The 16,999-nt window shown below is 62.9% G+C and carries 13 protein-coding genes; 11 read left to right on the top strand and 2 right to left on the bottom strand.

All coding sequences use genetic code 11. The annotated features are described in order from the left end of the window. Positions 1-48 precede the first annotated feature (48 nt). The 4 genes from CQ019_RS14165 (at position 49) to CQ019_RS14150 (ending at position 2,914) form a co-directional block, all read left to right on the top strand. Positions 49-471 (top strand): helix-turn-helix domain-containing protein, encoded by a 423-nt coding sequence (locus tag CQ019_RS14165; RefSeq protein WP_105554689.1) that lies wholly within the window; start codon positions 49-51, stop codon positions 469-471. A gap of 76 nt (positions 472-547) precedes the next feature. Then, positions 548-772 carry a DUF3046 domain-containing protein gene (locus CQ019_RS14160; RefSeq protein WP_096288099.1) on the top strand — a complete coding sequence of 75 codons (225 nt, stop codon included), beginning with the start codon at positions 548-550 and terminating at the stop codon, positions 770-772. 235 nt (positions 773-1,007) lie between these two features. Further along, entirely contained in the window at positions 1,008-2,051 is a 1,044-nt protein-coding gene (recA, locus tag CQ019_RS14155; RefSeq protein ID WP_105554688.1) for a recombinase RecA, read from the top strand. Positions 2,052-2,149: 98 nt separating this feature from the next. Then, a complete protein-coding gene (locus CQ019_RS14150; protein WP_105569977.1) occupies positions 2,150-2,914 on the top strand; it encodes a regulatory protein RecX in 765 nt (254 codons plus the stop codon). Positions 2,915-3,043: 129 nt separating this feature from the next. Here CQ019_RS14150 and CQ019_RS14145 read toward each other — a convergent pair whose 3' ends face one another. Beyond that, positions 3,044-5,839 (bottom strand): AAA family ATPase, encoded by a 2,796-nt coding sequence (locus CQ019_RS14145; RefSeq protein WP_105569976.1) that lies wholly within the window; start codon positions 5,837-5,839, stop codon positions 3,044-3,046. Between the two features lie 216 nt (positions 5,840-6,055). Between CQ019_RS14145 and miaB the strand changes: the two genes are divergently transcribed. The 3 genes from miaB to dapF are packed head-to-tail and all read left to right on the top strand — an operon-like array spanning position 6,056 to position 9,434. Further along, positions 6,056-7,567: a tRNA (N6-isopentenyl adenosine(37)-C2)-methylthiotransferase MiaB gene (gene miaB / locus CQ019_RS14140; protein ID WP_105569975.1), complete on the top strand. Its 1,512-nt coding sequence runs from the start codon at positions 6,056-6,058 to the stop codon at positions 7,565-7,567. A gap of 4 nt (positions 7,568-7,571) precedes the next feature. Beyond that, positions 7,572-8,492: a tRNA (adenosine(37)-N6)-dimethylallyltransferase MiaA gene (gene miaA, locus CQ019_RS14135; protein ID WP_105554684.1), complete on the top strand. Its 921-nt coding sequence runs from the start codon at positions 7,572-7,574 to the stop codon at positions 8,490-8,492. A 9-nt stretch (positions 8,493-8,501) separates the two neighbouring features. Next, positions 8,502-9,434 (top strand): diaminopimelate epimerase, encoded by a 933-nt coding sequence (gene dapF, locus CQ019_RS14130; RefSeq protein WP_105569974.1) that lies wholly within the window; start codon positions 8,502-8,504, stop codon positions 9,432-9,434. Between the two features lie 74 nt (positions 9,435-9,508). On the opposite strand, the gene CQ019_RS14125 is transcribed toward dapF, so the two are convergent. Further along, positions 9,509-10,114: a class I SAM-dependent methyltransferase gene (locus CQ019_RS14125; protein WP_105569973.1), complete on the bottom strand. Its 606-nt coding sequence runs from the start codon at positions 10,112-10,114 to the stop codon at positions 9,509-9,511. 320 nt (positions 10,115-10,434) lie between these two features. On the opposite strand from CQ019_RS14125, the gene hflX reads away from it, so the two are divergent. The 4 genes from hflX to CQ019_RS14105 all read left to right on the top strand — a co-directional run bounded on the left by hflX (position 10,435) and on the right by CQ019_RS14105 (position 16,993). Continuing rightward, entirely contained in the window at positions 10,435-12,099 is a 1,665-nt protein-coding gene (gene hflX / locus CQ019_RS14120) for a GTPase HflX (protein ID WP_374954801.1), read from the top strand. Continuing rightward, entirely contained in the window at positions 12,092-14,089 is a 1,998-nt protein-coding gene (locus CQ019_RS14115; RefSeq protein WP_105569972.1) for an ATP-dependent DNA helicase, read from the top strand. The genes hflX and CQ019_RS14115 overlap by 8 nt, the downstream gene beginning before the upstream one ends. 86 nt (positions 14,090-14,175) lie before the next feature. Beyond that, on the top strand, positions 14,176-15,822 hold the full coding sequence (locus CQ019_RS14110; RefSeq protein WP_105569971.1) for a DUF222 domain-containing protein: 1,647 nt from the start codon (positions 14,176-14,178) through the stop codon (positions 15,820-15,822). Between the two features lie 88 nt (positions 15,823-15,910). Beyond that, the gene (locus CQ019_RS14105; RefSeq protein ID WP_258133778.1) at positions 15,911-16,993 is read left to right on the top strand and encodes a glycoside hydrolase family 76 protein; all 1,083 of its coding nucleotides are present in this window, start codon (positions 15,911-15,913) and stop codon (positions 16,991-16,993) included. Positions 16,994-16,999: the final 6 nt, after the last annotated feature.

Below are 16,999 nucleotides of genomic sequence, written 5' to 3'. Positions count from 1 at the left end.
GGATAAGAAGCATCTTTCGAGAAGGACCTAGGAGTAGAGGCTATACACATGGTGAAGCAACCCGTAACTGTCAATGGTGTCGTCCGTTGGCGCGATATGGGAGACGCCCATTCGGTCCAGCCCGAGAAGGAGGAACACAAAATGGTAGTACTCCGACATGAAATCGGTGACGTCCTTCGCGATGTTCGCCAGCGCCAGGGCCGAACCCTGCGCGAGGTTTCCCATAGCGCCCGCGTTTCGCTTGGATACTTATCCGAGGTCGAGCGTGGACAGAAGGAGGCATCCTCCGAGCTGCTCTCCTCGATCTGCACCGCGTTGGAGGTGCCGCTGTCGTTGATGCTCCGTGAAGTGTCCGATCGCATCGCCTTGGCCGAAGGCGTGGTCATCCCGGACACCGTTCCGCTGGATCTGACCAACGAGTTCGCCATGGACGTCGATGGACGCAACGGCAAACCTCTGGCATCGGTTTAACCCCGACCTAAGTTTTCGACCCGAGGGCCTTCGCAAATGCGAGGGCCCTCGTGCTATGCATGGAAGAATACAACTCGTGAAAAACAGTGAATTCTGGCGGAACATGGATCATGAATTCGGTTCGGGCTACTCGCACATGCTGGCCGACTCGCTCGCGCTGACGGAGCTGGGCAGCCTCAACGCCACCCAGGCGCTACGCAAGGGAATCAAGCCCAAGCAGGTGTGGGAAGCGATCTGCCGCGCGCAAGATGTCCCGCCCGAGCGCTGGCTCGGCATGGACATCGAGCCCAAGGAAGCCTAGCCGCACGCGGCGAAGGCGCCCCCGGCGTCTTCGAAGAAACGAAATATTCGAAACACCGCGCCGCAATTTCGAACATCTGTTCGGATTAGGTTATTCTAGAAACAACAGCACGAAGAGTTTGTCCACACCTCGGGCCCAAGCGGTCTAAAGTGTCGGTTGGCGCTCATACTGTCTAGATACAGTACAAAGATTGATTGGCAGGTCGCGCGATGGCCTGCATGACCAAAGGTGAACCATGGCAAGTAATGATCGGGAAAAGGCTCTCGAGTCCGTTCTGGGCCAAATCGACAAGGCTTTCGGCAAGGGCTCGCTCATGCGTCTGGGTGACACCACCCGCGCCGCCGTTGAGGTCATCCCCACCGGTTCGGTGGCATTGGACGTCGCGCTGGGCATAGGCGGACTGCCTCGTGGCCGTGTCGTAGAGATCTACGGCCCGGAATCCTCGGGTAAGACCACCCTCGCACTGCACGCGGTAGCCAGCGCTCAGCGCGGCGGCGGCGTGGCGGCTTTCATCGACGCCGAGCACGCACTGGACCCTGAATATGCCAAGAAGCTTGGCGTGGACACCGATGCGTTGCTGGTTTCCCAGCCGGACACCGGTGAGCAGGCCCTGGAAATCATGGATATGCTGGTGGGCTCCGGCGCGCTGGACATCATCGTGATCGACTCCGTGGCGGCCTTGGTTCCACGCGCCGAAATCGAAGGCGAAATGGGCGATAGCCACGTGGGCCTGCAGGCACGTTTGATGTCGCAGGCGCTGCGTAAGATCACCGGTCGCCTCTCAAACTCGAAGACCACCGCGATCTTCATCAACCAGCTGCGTGAAAAGATCGGCGTCTTCTTCGGCAGCCCGGAAACCACCACCGGTGGCAAGGCGCTGAAATTCTACGCCTCGGTGCGCATCGACATCCGCCGCATTGAAACCCTCAAGGAGGGCACCAACGCCGTCGGCAACCGTACCCGTTGCAAGGTCGTCAAGAACAAGATGGCCCCACCCTTCAAGCAGGCCGAATTCGACATCCTCTATGGCCATGGCATTTCCCGCGAGGGCAGCCTGATCGATATGGGCGTCGAGCACGGCATGGTCAAGAAGTCCGGTGCCTGGTTCACCTACGACGGTGACCAGCTGGGCCAGGGCAAGGAAAACGCACGCCGCTTCCTGCGTGACAACCCAGATCTGGCCAACGAGCTGGAACGCCAGATCCTGACCAAGCTGGGCATCCTTGACACCGGAGAAGAAGGAGAGGCCGACCTGCGAATCGTCGAGGGCGATAAGTAGTGGCCTCAGGCTTTCAGAAACGTAGCGTCCGACCCGGATCGAGATCCGGGTCGGACGCTACGTCCGTCTCCGCGCAGTTTCAGGGCGACTTCGACCAAATGCCGGATTGGGCCAAGCCCACCGAGCAAGAGCTGGAAGAGCTAAAAGAACCTGCGCCCAAGCGCGCCGCACGCCCCGCCAAGTCCAGCCAGCGAACGCAAATACTGCAGGGCACCGCCGAACCGGCGAAACCGCAAACCGTCGATGAGCTTCGCGCCGCGATGGACAATATCCTTGCCAATAACGCCCCGGCAGCCGAAAGCCCTAGCAAAAAAGAACGCCGGCAGGCCAGAGCCGAACGCCGTGCAGCACGCGAATCGGGCGAACCGGAAGAGCTCAGCGATGACCAGTGGCAGGAAAAAGCCCGAGGCATCATCTTGCGGCAGCTCACCGCGAGCGACAAAACCAGCAAACAGCTCAAAGACAAGCTGCTGGAAAAGGAATGCCCCGAAGACATCGCCGACGAGGTCCTCGAACGCTATGCTGAACTGAACCTGGTCGATGACGAGCGCTTCGCGAAATCCTGGGTCGTCGCCCGGGCCCGTTCCCGCGGCCTCGCCCGAGGCGCCATCCGCCACGAGCTGCGCAGCAAAGGCATCGAAGACGAGGTCGCCGCCGAAGCGCTGGAGCAGATCGACGACGAAACCGAGGAAGCGCGCGCCCGCGAACTGGTGCGCGCCAAACTCCGCCCGGCCTCCATGGGCCTGGACCGCGACAAGGCGCTGCGCCGGCTGGTGGGAATGCTCGGGCGCAAGGGCTATCACGGCTCGATGGCCTTCAAGGTGGCGCGCGAAGAATGGGAAGAGCGCTACGGCGAGAAGTAGTTCGCGGGTTCACGTTTATCAGCCATGGACTTAGTCCATGGCAATCTTGAATACCGAACAACGACCATAGCGTGGTTATCTAATCCCTAGCCTTGCTGCATTTAGTCGGCGAAATTCGGTGAAGCTATCTCATTGCTGATGGTTCCTTTTCAGCATCCGATTGATTGACACCACAATCCAAAATATGAGGCTGACAACGCCGGCAAGGGCGGAGACGCCGAATGACGCGAATAATATTGAGTCTGCTTTTGGAAAAGCCACGGCAAATCCGGCGAAGCACAGCGGAAGAATAATGAGAAGGCCGAGCGTGAGCGAGAGCATGACTAAGTGAAAGCATTTGGACTTTTTCAACATTGGAGTCCTGGCGGCTGTCATCGAGTAGGGCTGCTTCTGCGCTGACTCAGCGCGAGCCCTGTCGTAGTTAGCCTGATCTGAATCCAAGCCGGTGGAACGTATTGTCGATCCTTGAAAATTATCGACCAGAGGCGTCGTATGGGAAGCAAACACTGCAGCGCTTTCGTGCAAGGAGTTTTGCTCAATTTCCGTGACGATGTCAGGGTCATCGTGGAATTCGGGAGCACAATCTGTTTGCTGACGCATGGGGACAGGTACGGGACGGATCCGAACAGTCCGCGATTCTACTGCTCCGTCCGTGGATTCGCTCATTGTCCCGGAGACATGATGCAGATATTGATCAACGGAAAAAATTGGGATACCGAATTTTTGCGCGCTTTTGGCCTTTCCAGATTGAGTTCCTGTTTCAGCTGACACGAGCATTCGACATTTCGACTTCGTTACATTTGCTTGCGGCACCATTCCATGTGCAACGGCGATATCCTCTAGTGCAGTCCTTGAGATTGGCTTACCCTGTAAGTCTCTGGCGCTGCCGGTAAAGCAGATGCCAGCGCCAGCCACAGCGATTTCATGGATCGGTTTCATCAATTTCTGTGAGTCCTGCATTAACGCACTACCAGCTATTTTGTCGACACCGGCAAGCACCGCCGCACTTGAAGCTTCGTGGACTGCAACCGTAGCTTTACTCGCTAAAAAATTAGCCAACGAGTATTCAAGTTGTTCGTCGCTTGCGACAAGGAATTCGACAACTTCGGAAGAACCTGCCCGTGGCATTAAATAGCCCGGCTCTCCCGTTGAATCAGGGAATACGTCATGAGAGGTCCTATGCGTATTCTGTAGGTCTGAATCTCTTGCGGCACGTGCTTGGCCTATCGCGGTTCGCCCATAAAATTCCTGAAGAAGTTGAGTCTTACGCAGATCTTGCGCGTCATTGCCCAGTGGAATCTCTGCCAGATGACCCCCACGTTTGAGTTCATAATCGATGTCGTACAGGGTTGAGTCGATATTGAAACCAACGGGGGTTCTACCCGCGAGGAAGGGCGATAGGGCATTCCACGCTTCATGAAGTCTGGGTGCCAGCAGTATTTCTGAAGCGGCGATGTCATAATCTGTCCAAGCGGTCCCCAAATCGCGTTCAGGGTTGATGAGTGTACTTATTTCTTCTCCGGCATCAGTAATAATCGCTATTTCAACCGGTCTAGGTCTAGATAGTCGTGAAGGCTCGCCAACTGTGCAAACTCCAACGTATGCCGTGCCCGTGGAGTGGATTTCTGTCCCCTTAGACCGCAAGTAGCGACGAATACGTTGATTTACTTTGAGATCCTTGGGCTGAATCGGCTGAGTGAGAACCAATCCTTCTAGGTTCGTGCAACGGCTGAGTCCAACATATAGTTGACCGTCTGCAAATGTTCCACCAGCCAAATCAACAACACATTTATCTAGCGTTTGACCTTGAGACTTGTGGATCGTAATAGCCCAAGAAAGTTTAAATGGAAGTTGCACGAAGGATCCAACTGATTCGTGTTTAATCGTTCCATCGGAAAACTCGGGACGAGTAACGTGCCATTTGTGCGCAGTTACTATGGCTGTCGTTCCGCTTGGCAACTTGACCGCTACTTCATGCCCAGCATCTGTCGTAGATGTTGCGATTACTTCAGCGATGGTTCCGTTGACCCAACGATCAGCCGGGTCATTCGTCAGCATCATGACTTGTGCGCCGTCTTTGAACTGCAACTTTTTGTCAGCGAGGGGTTCGAAACCGGTAATATCACCCGTGATTTTGGCTTCGGATGTATGCAGCGGTGCATCTAGTTTTTCGAGCATCCTCTTGTTCCTGGCGCCAGCGATACGATTTGTCGTGGTCAGCGTCAACCAACGCTCGTCAAGCGGTGGCGTGAAACCTGAACGCACCTGCTGATTTAGCGCTTGCTGGGATTCTGGAGTGAGGCTACCGTCTCGAACTGAGTTCAATAACGAAACCAACCTGTCATCGCCAAGCTGTCGGAAGACAGTCGTGAGCTCAACGACCGGAAATTCAGATGTTTCAAACGTATTGGCAGAAAAGAAGAATGGCGACTCATAGACGGTGGAGAAGTATTCTGATTCGGGTTCTAGGACGACTGGCGGAAGCTGGTAAAGATCGCCCACCAAAACTAATTGAATACCTCCGAAACGGTGGCCAGGCTTAGGGCCGAACCGCGTTAGGGCCTCGACGAGGCAATCGAATAAATCGGCCCGAACCATTGAAGCCTCGTCGATTATTAGAGTTTCGAGGCGTTTCAGAACCTTCGCGAAACGGCCCGGGTAGTATTCGCTAGACCGGACTTGTTCAACCGTCGTGCCGGAATGAAAGCCAAAAAGTCGGTGTATTGTGTAGCCCTCTACATTGAGCGCCGCAATTCCTGTCGGTGCGGCAACCAGGGAAGCCCGCTGCGTTTGTTCGAGATACGTACGGATGAGAGTAGATTTACCAGTTCCAGCCTTTCCGGTGAGAAACAGGTTCTTGCCGGAATGCAGTCGCGAAAGGGCATCGTCAAACTCATCGGTCATGGTTATCGGCGTGGAACGCATGCTGGCAGCTCTTTCATTGAAGGGGATCTCTTCGCTTTGTTCTTTTCGAGAAGGCTTGCCTGATCATCTCCTATTCGACTTGATGCTTCAACTAAAGGCCGATTCTTGAAGTCGGGCAGTTTCGCGATCGTCTGCACGTATCGTTGGTTAAGCCTTGACTAAGATGTTGCGTGCCAGTGAATTGGGTAACCTTGAGGGGTGAGTGAGTTCGACGAGATGACCCCAGCAGATACCGAGAATCCATCGCGCACCTACGAGGTACGCACCTACGGTTGCCAAATGAACGTGCACGATTCCGAACGGCTCTCCGGGCTGCTCGAAAGCGCGGGCCTTGCCCGCAAAGCTGAGGCGGACGACGACGAAGCGGCGGACGTCGTGGTGTTCAATACCTGCGCGGTCCGTGAAAATGCTGACAACAAGCTCTACGGCAACCTCGGAATGCTCAAAAGCGTCAAGGACCGCCGACCGGGAATGCAGATCGCCGTTGGCGGCTGCCTCGCGCAGAAAGACCGCGAAACGATCCTGAAGAAGGCCCCCTGGGTGGACGTCGTCTTCGGCACGCACAACATCGGTTCGCTGCCGGCCTTGCTGGACCGCGCCGAACACAACCAAAAGGCGGAACTGGAGATCCTCGAATCTCTGGATGTCTTCCCTTCCACGCTCCCGACCCGCCGCGAATCGGTCTACGCCGGTTGGGTGTCAATCTCGGTTGGCTGCAACAACACTTGCACCTTCTGCATCGTGCCCGCGCTGCGCGGCAAGGAACGCGACCGCCGCCCGGGAGAGATCCTCGCCGAAATCGAGGCGCTGGTCGCCGACGGGGCGATCGAGGTGACCTTGCTGGGACAGAATGTGAACTCCTATGGCGTCGAATTCGGCGACAAGCTGGCCTTTGGCAAGCTCTTGCGTGCCTGCGGCGAAATCGAAGGCCTGGAACGGGTGCGCTTCACCAGCCCGCACCCTGCCGCCTTCACCGACGACGTTATCGACGCGATGGCCGAAACCCCGAATGTAATGCCGCAGTTGCACATGCCGCTGCAGTCCGGCTCCGACAAGGTCCTCAAGGACATGCGCCGCTCCTACCGCTCGAAGAAATTCCTCGGCATCCTGGACAAGGTGCGCACGCGCATCCCGCAGGCGGCGATCACCACCGACATCATCGTCGGATTCCCGGGCGAAACCGAGGAAGACTTCCAGGCGACTCTCGACGTGGTCGAGGCATCGCGTTTCTCCACCGCCTTCACCTTCCAATACTCCAAGCGTCCGGGCACCCCTGCCGCCGAGCTGCCCGACCAGTTGCCCAAGGCAGTGGTGCAGGAACGCTTCGAGCGGCTCACCGCACTGCAGGACCGCATCGCCAAGGAAGAAAACGCCAAGCAGCTCGGGCGCACCGTGGAAGTCATGGTCACCGAGCAGTCCGGACGCAAGTCCGAGGAAACCCACCGCCTGGCCGGCCGCGCCCAAGACCAGCGGCTGGTGCACTTCTCCGTACCGCAAGGCGCCGATCAGCCACGCCCAGGCGATCTGGTCACCGTGCCGATCACCGAGGCCGCGGCCTTCCACCTCGTCTCCGATCCGACGCTCGAGGAGTATTCGCTGCGTCGTTCGCGAGCCGGCGACGCATGGGACCGAGCGCAAGCCGAGAGCTGCGCGGTGCCTACCGCCGGCAGCGGCGGCGCGGCAAGCCGAACCAACCTGGGCATGCCAACCATGAAGGCGCGCAGCTAACCGAATGAACTCCACTCAGCTGCCGGTGATCTCCATTGTTGGGCCCACCGGAACCGGCAAATCGGATCTGGCCATCGCGCTGGCCCAAGAATTGGGCGGCGAAATCGTCAACTCCGACGCGCTGCAGTTCTACCGCGGCATGAACATCGGCACCGCAAAGCTCGCCGAAGCCGAGCGCGGCGGCATCGCGCACCACCTGCTGGACATCATGAACATCCGCGAAGAGGCCTCCGTCGCCCAGTTCCAGGCCCAAGCCCGCGACCATTTCGACCAGATTCGCTCCCACGGCAAGGTGCCGATCATGGTCGGCGGCTCCGGGCTCTACGTGCGCGCCGCGCTGGACGTGATCGACTTCCCGCCCACCGATCGCGCGGTCCGGGACCGGCTCGAAGCCGAGGTGCAGGAGCACGGGGATGGCGAGCTGCGCCGCCGGCTGGCACAGGTGGATCCGGTCTCCGCGGACCGAAATCTCGATACCCGGCGTGCCGTCCGCGCGTTGGAGGTCTTCGAAATCTCCGGGCGCCCCTTCAGCTCCTACATGCCCAACCGCGAGTATTTCCAGCCGGCGCTGCAGATCGGACTAAATTACGAGCGCCCCGCGTTACACGAGACACTGGCCGAACGCGTCCGTAAAATGGACCGCATGGGGCTGGCCGAGGAGGTTGCCGAGCTCTTGGGCCACGGGCTACGCGAAGGGAAAACCGCCGCGCGCGCCATCGGCTACCAGCAGTACACCGACTACCTGGACGGCAAGATCGACCGGGGCCAAGCCATCGAGGACACCATCGTGGCCACCCGGAAGTTCGCCCGCCGCCAGCTGACCTGGTTCAACGCCGACCCGCGGGTGCACTGGCTGAACCCGAAAGAACCCGGGCTGCTGGGCAAAGCACAACAACTGCTCCGCCCGAGCGACCCCACCATCTAAAGGAGCGCAATGTACCGCACCGAACTAGCCCAGCTTGCCGGACTGCCCTTCGCCAAGGGGCACGCCACCGGAAACGACTTCGTGCTGCTCGCGGACCCCGAAGCCAAGCACGAGGTGACGCCAGAGCAGGTCGCGGCCCTGTGCCACCGCCGCTTCGGCATCGGCGGCGACGGGCTGATCCGCGCCGTGCCCACCTCCAAGGTCCCCGGCTTCGAGCAGCAGGCCCTGGATCACCCCAAGGCCTATTGGTTCATGGACTACCGTAATAACGACGGGTCCATCGCCGAAATGTGCGGCAACGGCGTGCGCGCCTTCGTGCACTACCTGCTCGCCGAGGGGCTGGTCAACCTCCCGATCGGTGCCAGCCTGCTCATCGGCAGCCGCGCCGGAGTCAAGGAAGTCACCCGCCTGGCCGACGGCTACGCCGCTAACCTCGGCCCCTGGGGGCTGATCTTCGAGGAGCAGGCCGCGGCGGACTCACTCGACTCGATGGTCAAGCCGCGCGGCTGGGAACAGGCGCTTCCCGCGTTGAGCATCACCATGGGCAACCCGCATACCGTGGCGGCCCTGCCCGATGCGCAGATGCTGGAGGAGCTCGACCTGCTTTCCGCCCCCGAGGTATCCCCGACGCCGCCGAACGGCAGCAACGTGGAATTCGTGGTTCCCTCCGAACCGCTGATCAACGATGGCGTCGCGCAGCTGAAGATGCGCGTGCACGAGCGCGGGGTGGGGGAGACGCTCTCCTGCGGCACCGGGGCGTGCGCCGCGGCGGCCGCCATGCGCTACTGGGCGCGCGGCACCGCACTGATCAACCAGTGGGCCGTCGAAGTGCCCGGCGGGCTGGTCGGCGTGGAATTCGCACCCACCGGCGACGGCAAGGAAGATACGATCCTCTCGGGCCCCGCCACGTTGGTGGCCCGCGGCGTGATCGGCGCCAGCTAACCCACGACGAAAACAGCCTGCCACCGAATCTTTCGATTCGGCGGCAGGCTGTTTTGAAAAATGTTCAAATCCGGCTAGGCCGGACGGGCCACTCTCAGCACGCGGAAGGCCTTGGCTGTCGCCTCGCGGGTGATCTTCCAGTCCGCCGGCAACTGGGTTCCCAGCCACTTCTGCAACGAGTCGCTGCCCAGGTTCTTCTGCACCACCAGCCAGGCGTCGCCGCCCGGTGCCAAGCGCGGAAGCCATAGCAGCAGCAGTTCGTGCAAGGCTTCCTTGCCGATGCGGATCGGCGGGTTTGACCAGATGGTGTCGAATTCAAGGTCCGGATCCACCGAGTCCGGGGTGCCTACGGTGATTTTGGACAGCCCCATGCTTTGCGCATTCAGCTTGGCAAGTTCGATGGAACGCTCGTTGACGTCGACGCCGAAAACTTCGGACTCCGGGCTCTGCAATGCGGCGGTCAGCGCGATCGGACCCCAGCCGCAGCCGATGTCCAGGATCCGCCCGCGCGGGGTCGGGACATGCTCCAGCAGCACGGCGGTGCCCTTGTCCAGCCCGGCGGGGGAGAAGATGCCCGGCGCCGTCTGCACCTGTCGGCGCTGGCCGTTCAATTCCACCGCGATGCTGCGGCGTTCGTCGGCCGAGGCGGGGCTGGCGCTGAAGTAATGATCCGAGGTCATGCACCAAAGATTATCGCCTGCGCGCAAAGCCGGGCAAACAACGTGAGCTACGCGATATAGGCGCACGGCGCGTTCCACTGATAGAGTTTTACCTATGACTTTGATTTTCGTCTAATACGTAACCCACTCGGTTACCAGGGTTCCCCGGAGAGCCGGCGCTGATTTTGCGCGCCCACCGGACACATGAACCTGCAGACGGCAAGGTCCTTTTCTTTTTCTTTCTGGATTCTTCGCACCCCTTCGTGCCCCGCCGCAGTCTCTTGGTAACCGCCCCTTCACCTGATCACCGACAGCAATTTGTCTTGAGCACAAGGACCGGTATGACCGAACACCCACCGACATCTGATCGCGCCACCTCGCGAAGTGGGGGTACCCCGCACTATTCTGTACAGAGAAGTTCTTCTAAGGAGACCATGACTAACTCCGAGTCACACGAGCAAGACGCGGCATCAATGGATGATGCCCAGATCAAGGCAGCCATCGACCGCATTCTGGCGGCCGACGACGCGCAAGCCCCCGCCGTATTCCACGCCGACGAACCGGTCGAGGAGCACATCTTCTCCGGACAGGCGACCGCGCTGAACCGCTTCTCCGCCGAGCATTCATCCTTCGACGGGGACCAAGACGATTTAGCCGACCGCCGGGCGCTACGCCGCGTGGCCGGGCTCTCCACCGAGCTCGAAGATGTCACCGAGGTCGAATACCGCCAGCTGCGCCTGGAACGCGTGGTGCTCGCCGGCATCTGGACCTCCGGCAGCGTCACCGACGCAGAAAACTCCTTGCGCGAACTCGCCGCGCTGGCCGAAACCGCCGGCTCCGAGGTGCTCGACGGGGTCGTGCAGCGCCGCAGCAAGCCCGATTCCTCCACCTTCCTCGGGTCCGGCAAGGCCATAGAGCTGCGCGACATCGTCGCGTCCACCGGCGCCGATACCGTCGTGGTGGATGCCGAACTCGCCCCCTCGCAGCGCCGCGCGTTGGAGGACATCGTCAAGGTGAAGGTCATCGACCGCACCGCGCTGATTTTGGACATCTTCGCGCAGCACGCCAAGAGCCGCGAAGGCAAGGCCCAGGTCGAACTGGCGCAGCTCGAATACCTGCTGCCGCGCCTGCGCGGCTGGGGCGAATCCATGTCCCGCCAGGCCGGTGGCCGAGTGGGCGCCGCCGGTGGCGGCATCGGTTCGCGCGGTCCGGGCGAAACCAAGATCGAGATGGACCGCCGCCGCATTCGCGACCGGATGGCCAAGCTGCGCCGCGAGATCAAGGCGATGAAGCCGGCCCGCGAGGCCAAGCGCGCCAACCGCAAGCGCAACCAGGTCCCGGCCGTGGCCATCGCCGGCTACACCAACGCCGGCAAGTCCTCGCTGCTCAACCGGCTGACCAACGCCGGGGTGCTGGTGGAGAACGCGCTGTTCGCCACCCTGGATCCCACCGTGCGCCAGTCGGAAACCGCCGACGGGCTGACCTACACGCTGGCCGATACCGTCGGATTCGTCTCCAACCTGCCCACCCAGCTGGTGGAGGCCTTCCGCTCGACGCTGGAAGAAATCGCCGACTCGGATCTGATCCTGCACGTGGTCGATGCCTCGCATCCGGACCCCGAAGGCCAAATCCAGGCGGTGCGCACGGTGCTGGCGGAGGTCGACGCGCTGAACATTCCCGAGATCATCGTGCTGAACAAGGCCGATGTGGCCGACCCGATCGTCATCGAACGGGTGCGCAACCGCGAGTCGAACACCACGATCGTTTCGGCGCGCACCGGGGAAGGCATCGAGGCGCTGCTCGAGCAGATCAGCAGCTCGATCCCGCGGCCCGAGGTGCAGTTGGAAATCCTCATCCCCTACGACCGCGGAGACCTGATCGCCAAGCTGCACCAGAGCGAATCGGAAATATTGGAAAGCGAACACACGGATCACGGAACCCGGATGATCGTCAAGGTGCGAGAATCCCTCGCGGTTCAGTTGGAGACTTTCAACCTACATGGATAAGCAAGAGCAGGTCCTGGACCTTCTGGAAACCGCGGTGACCTCCATGGGCGGCCAGATGCGCGTCGGCCAGCAGCAGATGGTCAAGCATATGGTCGAGGCCCTGGAGGACGAAAAACACCTGCTGGTGCAGGCCGGCACCGGCACCGGCAAGTCGATGGGCTACCTGATCCCGGCGCTCGCCCATGCGCAAACCAGCGCGAAGCCGGTGATCGTGTCCACCGCAACCCTCGCCTTGCAGTCCCAGATCGTGGGGCGCGATGTGCCGCGGCTGCTCGAAGCGCTCAAGGGCAAGCTCTCGCGCCCGATGGACGTGGCCCTGCTCAAGGGCCGGGCCAACTACCTCTGCCAGTACAAGCTCGGCGGCGGGTACCCGGACGACAGCGAGGGAACGCTGTTCGAAATGGACGCGCCGGCCGCGCCCGCCGGGCAGATGTTCTCCCCGCTGGCCGCCGAGGTGCTGAAGCTGCGCGACTGGGCGGAGAAGACCGATACCGGGGACCGCGACGAACTGGTCCCCGGGGTCAGCGACAAGGCCTGGAAACAGGTTTCGGTCTCCGCCATGGAATGCCTGGGCGCCCAAAAGTGCCCGATGGCCGATGAGTGCTTCTCCGAAATGGCCCGGGCGCGGGCCGCCGAATCCGACGTGGTCATCACCAACCACGCGCTGCTCGCGGTCTCCGCCTTCGAGGGCCTGTCCGTGCTGCCGGACTTCGAGGTCGCGATCATCGACGAGGCCCACGAGCTGCAAGACCGGGTCACCAGCTCGGTCTCCGGTGCGCTCTCGGCGCGCGGGGTGCTCACCGCCGCCGGCGGCGCCAAAAGGCACTGCGGCGTGAACGTCGACGAGCTCACCAAGGCCGCCGGCCGGCTGGAAAAATCGCTCACCGGGGTGCCCACGGGCTTGCTGGAGCGCGGGCTGCGCGAGGATATGGGCATCGCGCTGAACGACATCGTCGAACAGGCCCGACTGGTGCTGGCGCTGTCCAAGCCGGAGGCGAACGCCCCGGCGGACGGCGGCCGGCAGACCGCCCGCTCGCAGATGCAGGCGGTGATGGACGACGCGATCCGCATGCTCGAAGCCGAGGAGCGCCGCGAGGTGCTCTTCACCTCCCGCCCGCGCGAGTTCATCGAGGGCCGCGGCTACGTGGAAACCGAGGACAGCCAGCCGGCGACGCTGAACGTCGCGCCGCTCTCGGTGGCCGGCAAGCTGCGCGAGGGCCTGTTCGACGGGCGCACCGTCGTGCTCACCAGCGCCACCCTGGCCATCGGCTCGCAGTTCGATTCGGTGGCCGGATCGCTCGGGCTCATGGGCCAAGGCGCCCCGTCCTGGACCGGGGTGGATGTGGGCAGCCCGTTCGACTACCCGAACCAGGGCATCCTCTACGTCGCGAAGCACCTGCCCAAGCCCGGGCGCCAGCTGGCCGCGGAGACGCTGGACGAGATCGAGGACCTGATCACCGCCTCCGGCGGCGGCGCGCTGGCGCTGTTCACCTCCAAGCGTTCGGCCGAGGAAGCCGCGGCGATCCTGCGCGAGAAGCTCGATGTGAAAATCCTCTGCCAGGGCGACGCGAGCATGAAGTCGCTGGTCGCGGACTTCTCCGCGGAGCGCGACACCTGCCTGTTCGGCACCATGACCCTCTGGCAGGGCGTGGACGTGCCCGGGGATTCCTGCCGCCTGGTGATCATCGACAAGATCCCTTTCCCGCGCCCCGACGACCCGATCTCCAAGGCCCGCACCGAGGACGTGGCCAAGCACGGCGGCAACGGCTTCATGCAGGTCTCCGCGACGCACGCGGCCATCCGCCTGGCCCAGGGCGCCGGCCGGCTGATCCGTTCGGTGCAGGACAAGGGGGTGGTCGCGGTCCTCGACTCGCGCATGGCCACCGCCCGCTACGGCTCGTTCCTGAAAAGTTCGCTGCCGCCGATGTGGCCGACCACCGACAAAAAAGTCATCACCGGCGTGCTGCAGCGCCTGCAACCGGAAAAGTAGCCGGCGCCAAACCGGCCACGCCCGCTTTTCCACACCCTGCGCCCGATCCGCCGGCACCCGCCCGCGGACCGTGCAAGGTGGTGGGTATGGAAGAACTCACCAGCAACCAGGCGGCCCTCGGGGCGATGGCCCAGGCCATCACCACCCTCGATGCCGCCTGCGCGCAACTCTCTTCCCAGGAACTGCCCGCCGGCCAGGCCGCCTACTTCGCCTGGCTGGCCGAACGCACCGCGCAGACCCTGTCCCGCCTGCAGATCCACGCGGCCGACGCGGTTCAGCGCAGCGGCAGCCACCAGCTGGATACCGAATCCCTCGATGCCATCGCCGACGCCGGCGCCGCACCCACGGACGAGCAGCTCGCCGCGCTGCACGGCACCTGCACGCTGGGCCGCAGCAGCTTCAAGGACGCCGCGGACCTGCACTCCGGCTGGCTGGGCATCGCCCACGGCGCGGCTCTCTCCCGGCTCGCGGCCGCCGGCTCGCTGATCGCCAAGGTCACCGAGGCGGGGGAGCGGACCACCCCCGATTGCCCGCAGCTTGCCGCCCACTTCGCGAACCGCAACGTGGATCCGCGCCCGGCGATCGGCGCCGCCCGGGCCATCCGCAACGCCGAAGCGGACCTGCCCGGCCCGCAGGCCCGCGCCCAGCTCGAAGCGCAGGCGGTTAAGCTCATCGCCCAGGAACCGGCCAGCGCCGCGAAGCACCTGTCCGGCCTCATCACCGAGCAGCTCCAGGCCCAGCGCCCGCCCGAGGCGCTGTTCGCCGAGGCAGGACTCTTCCCTCGTGGCACAAAAGGCGGACTGGTCATCTACCAGCTCAAGGTCTTCCCGCACGATGCCGAACTCATCGAGTCGCTCCGCGCCAAGATCGACAACCCCAACACCATCGCCGGCAACCGCGAGCAGCTCAACGAGCTCGTCCACGCCAGCTATCCCAACCACGCCGAGCCCGCCGCATCGGACGAGCCCGCCCCATCGGTCGAGCCCGGAACCCCGGTTGCGCCAATGCCACCCACCCCCAAGGAATGGGACGATGCGCCGAGCATGCCCGGTTGGGCCCGCACCCCGGCTGCCGAAGCGACGGAAGCCGAACCACCGAAACCACCCAGCAACCTCGCCCCGCCGCCCGAGCAGCCCTTCGAAGATCTGAGCCCGGCCCTGCGCCACCTGACCGGATTGCTCGCGGTGCTGCGTGCCAATCGCGTCGGCGGCAAAAATCCGGGCGCCGGGCTGATCGCCCCGCAGGTGATCGTGCACCTGAACTACGAGAAAATGCTCGCTGGCGCCGCCAGCTTCGCCAGCACCGAAAATGGCCTGCCGCTGACCGCGGCGGAGGCCCGAACGCTCATGTGCAATGCCGGAATCTACCCGGCGGTGCTGGACGGCAAAGGCCAACCGCTGGATATCGGCCGATCCAAACGGCTCTTTCCGCCGCATATGAAACGCGCCCTGGCCGCCCGCGACCGCGGTTGCCTCTACCCGGGCTGCCGGATGCCGGCCAGCCGCTGCGAGGCGGACCACGTCGATCCATGGGAGGAGGGCGGACAGACCCGCGTGGATCGTGGAGTTCTGCTCTGTCCCATGCATCACCACGCGCGCCATGCCGGGCTTTTCAGCCTCGTGGTGGCCGAGGGCAAACCTCCGGCGGTGCTGCTGCCCAAATTCTTGGACCCCGATCAACAACCGCGACGCAACACCTACTGGTTCTCGGCCGCCGAAGTGCTCGCGGCCTGATCCCGCCCGCTCGATGTGCTCGATGCCGGCGGGCGAAGCGGCTACGCTGTTGCACACAACCGGAGAATTGAGCAGTGGGAGCCGACTCGTGAATGAAGCGCAGCATCAGCCAGGCAACCACGACCCCGAGCACTGGGAGGCCCTAGCCGCGGTGGCAGGCGAGGACCTGCACGCCAGATTCGGCCATCGGCTCATGGGCCTGCCCGGCACCTGGATCGGCTCGCTGCATGCGACGCCTACCGCGCCAGCGCCTGGCAAACGCCCGCGCCCCTGGTCCGAATGGCACTACTGGTGGCAGGCGCACTATCTCGACGCGATCCTCGACGCGGCTTTCCGCGAGCTGCACTCCGGTCACCGGTGCGCGGCCCAGAGGCACTGGCGGCGGGCCAACCAGCTGCTGCGCGGCATCCTGCTGCGCAATTTCGGCCGCTTCCCGAATTACTTCTACGACGACATGGCCTGGTTGCTGCTTGCCAGCCAACGGCTCAATGGGCTGAGCCAGCAGCTCACCGCCCGCCCGGCGCTGCTCGCCACCCTAGCCATGCGTGCACTGGCTCGACAGCTGGTGCGCGGCCAAGACGAGAAGCTCGGCGGCGGGCTCTACTGGTCGCGCAAACGCGACTTCAAGAACACGCCCACCAACGCCCCGGCGGCCCTGTATTTCGCACGCATCGCGGACTTGAGCACCGCCACCGGGCTGCTGGACTGGCTGCGTCGCGAGCTCTACAGCACATCCTCCGGGCTCTACCTCGACGGCATCCGCCTGACCGCCGGCGGCCCGCGCACCGAGGAAGCGATCTACACCTACAATCAGGGCACCGTGCTCGGCGCATTGCTGGCCACCGGGACCGCTGAGCATCTGGCACAAGCCGCCTCGCTGATTCAGGCGATCAACGACCAGCTCGCCACTGCGGCACAGGGCCTGCGCCTGGAATCCGGCGGAGACGGCAATCTGTTCACTGGAATCCTCTGCCGCTACCTGGCGCTCGCCGCGAACGACGAACGTCTGCCCGCTGAGACCCGCCGCACCGCCGCGCGATTGGTCCGCGACACGGCGAGCCAGATCGCGGACCGGGTCGAGACGCAGCTTTCGGCGGCCACCCAACGCTGGACGATCCTCCAGGCAGCCGGGCGCGTGAGCCTGCCGCCGAGCCACCTCAGCGCAAAATAAAAGCCA

Origin of the sequence: Arthrobacter sp. MYb229 (genome assembly GCF_002975405.1) — a bacterium.
In the GTDB taxonomy this organism is placed as follows: domain Bacteria; phylum Actinomycetota; class Actinomycetes; order Actinomycetales; family Micrococcaceae; genus Glutamicibacter.
Note: the sequence above shows the minus strand (reverse complement) of the source record. Positions and strands in the feature narration are given on the sequence as shown.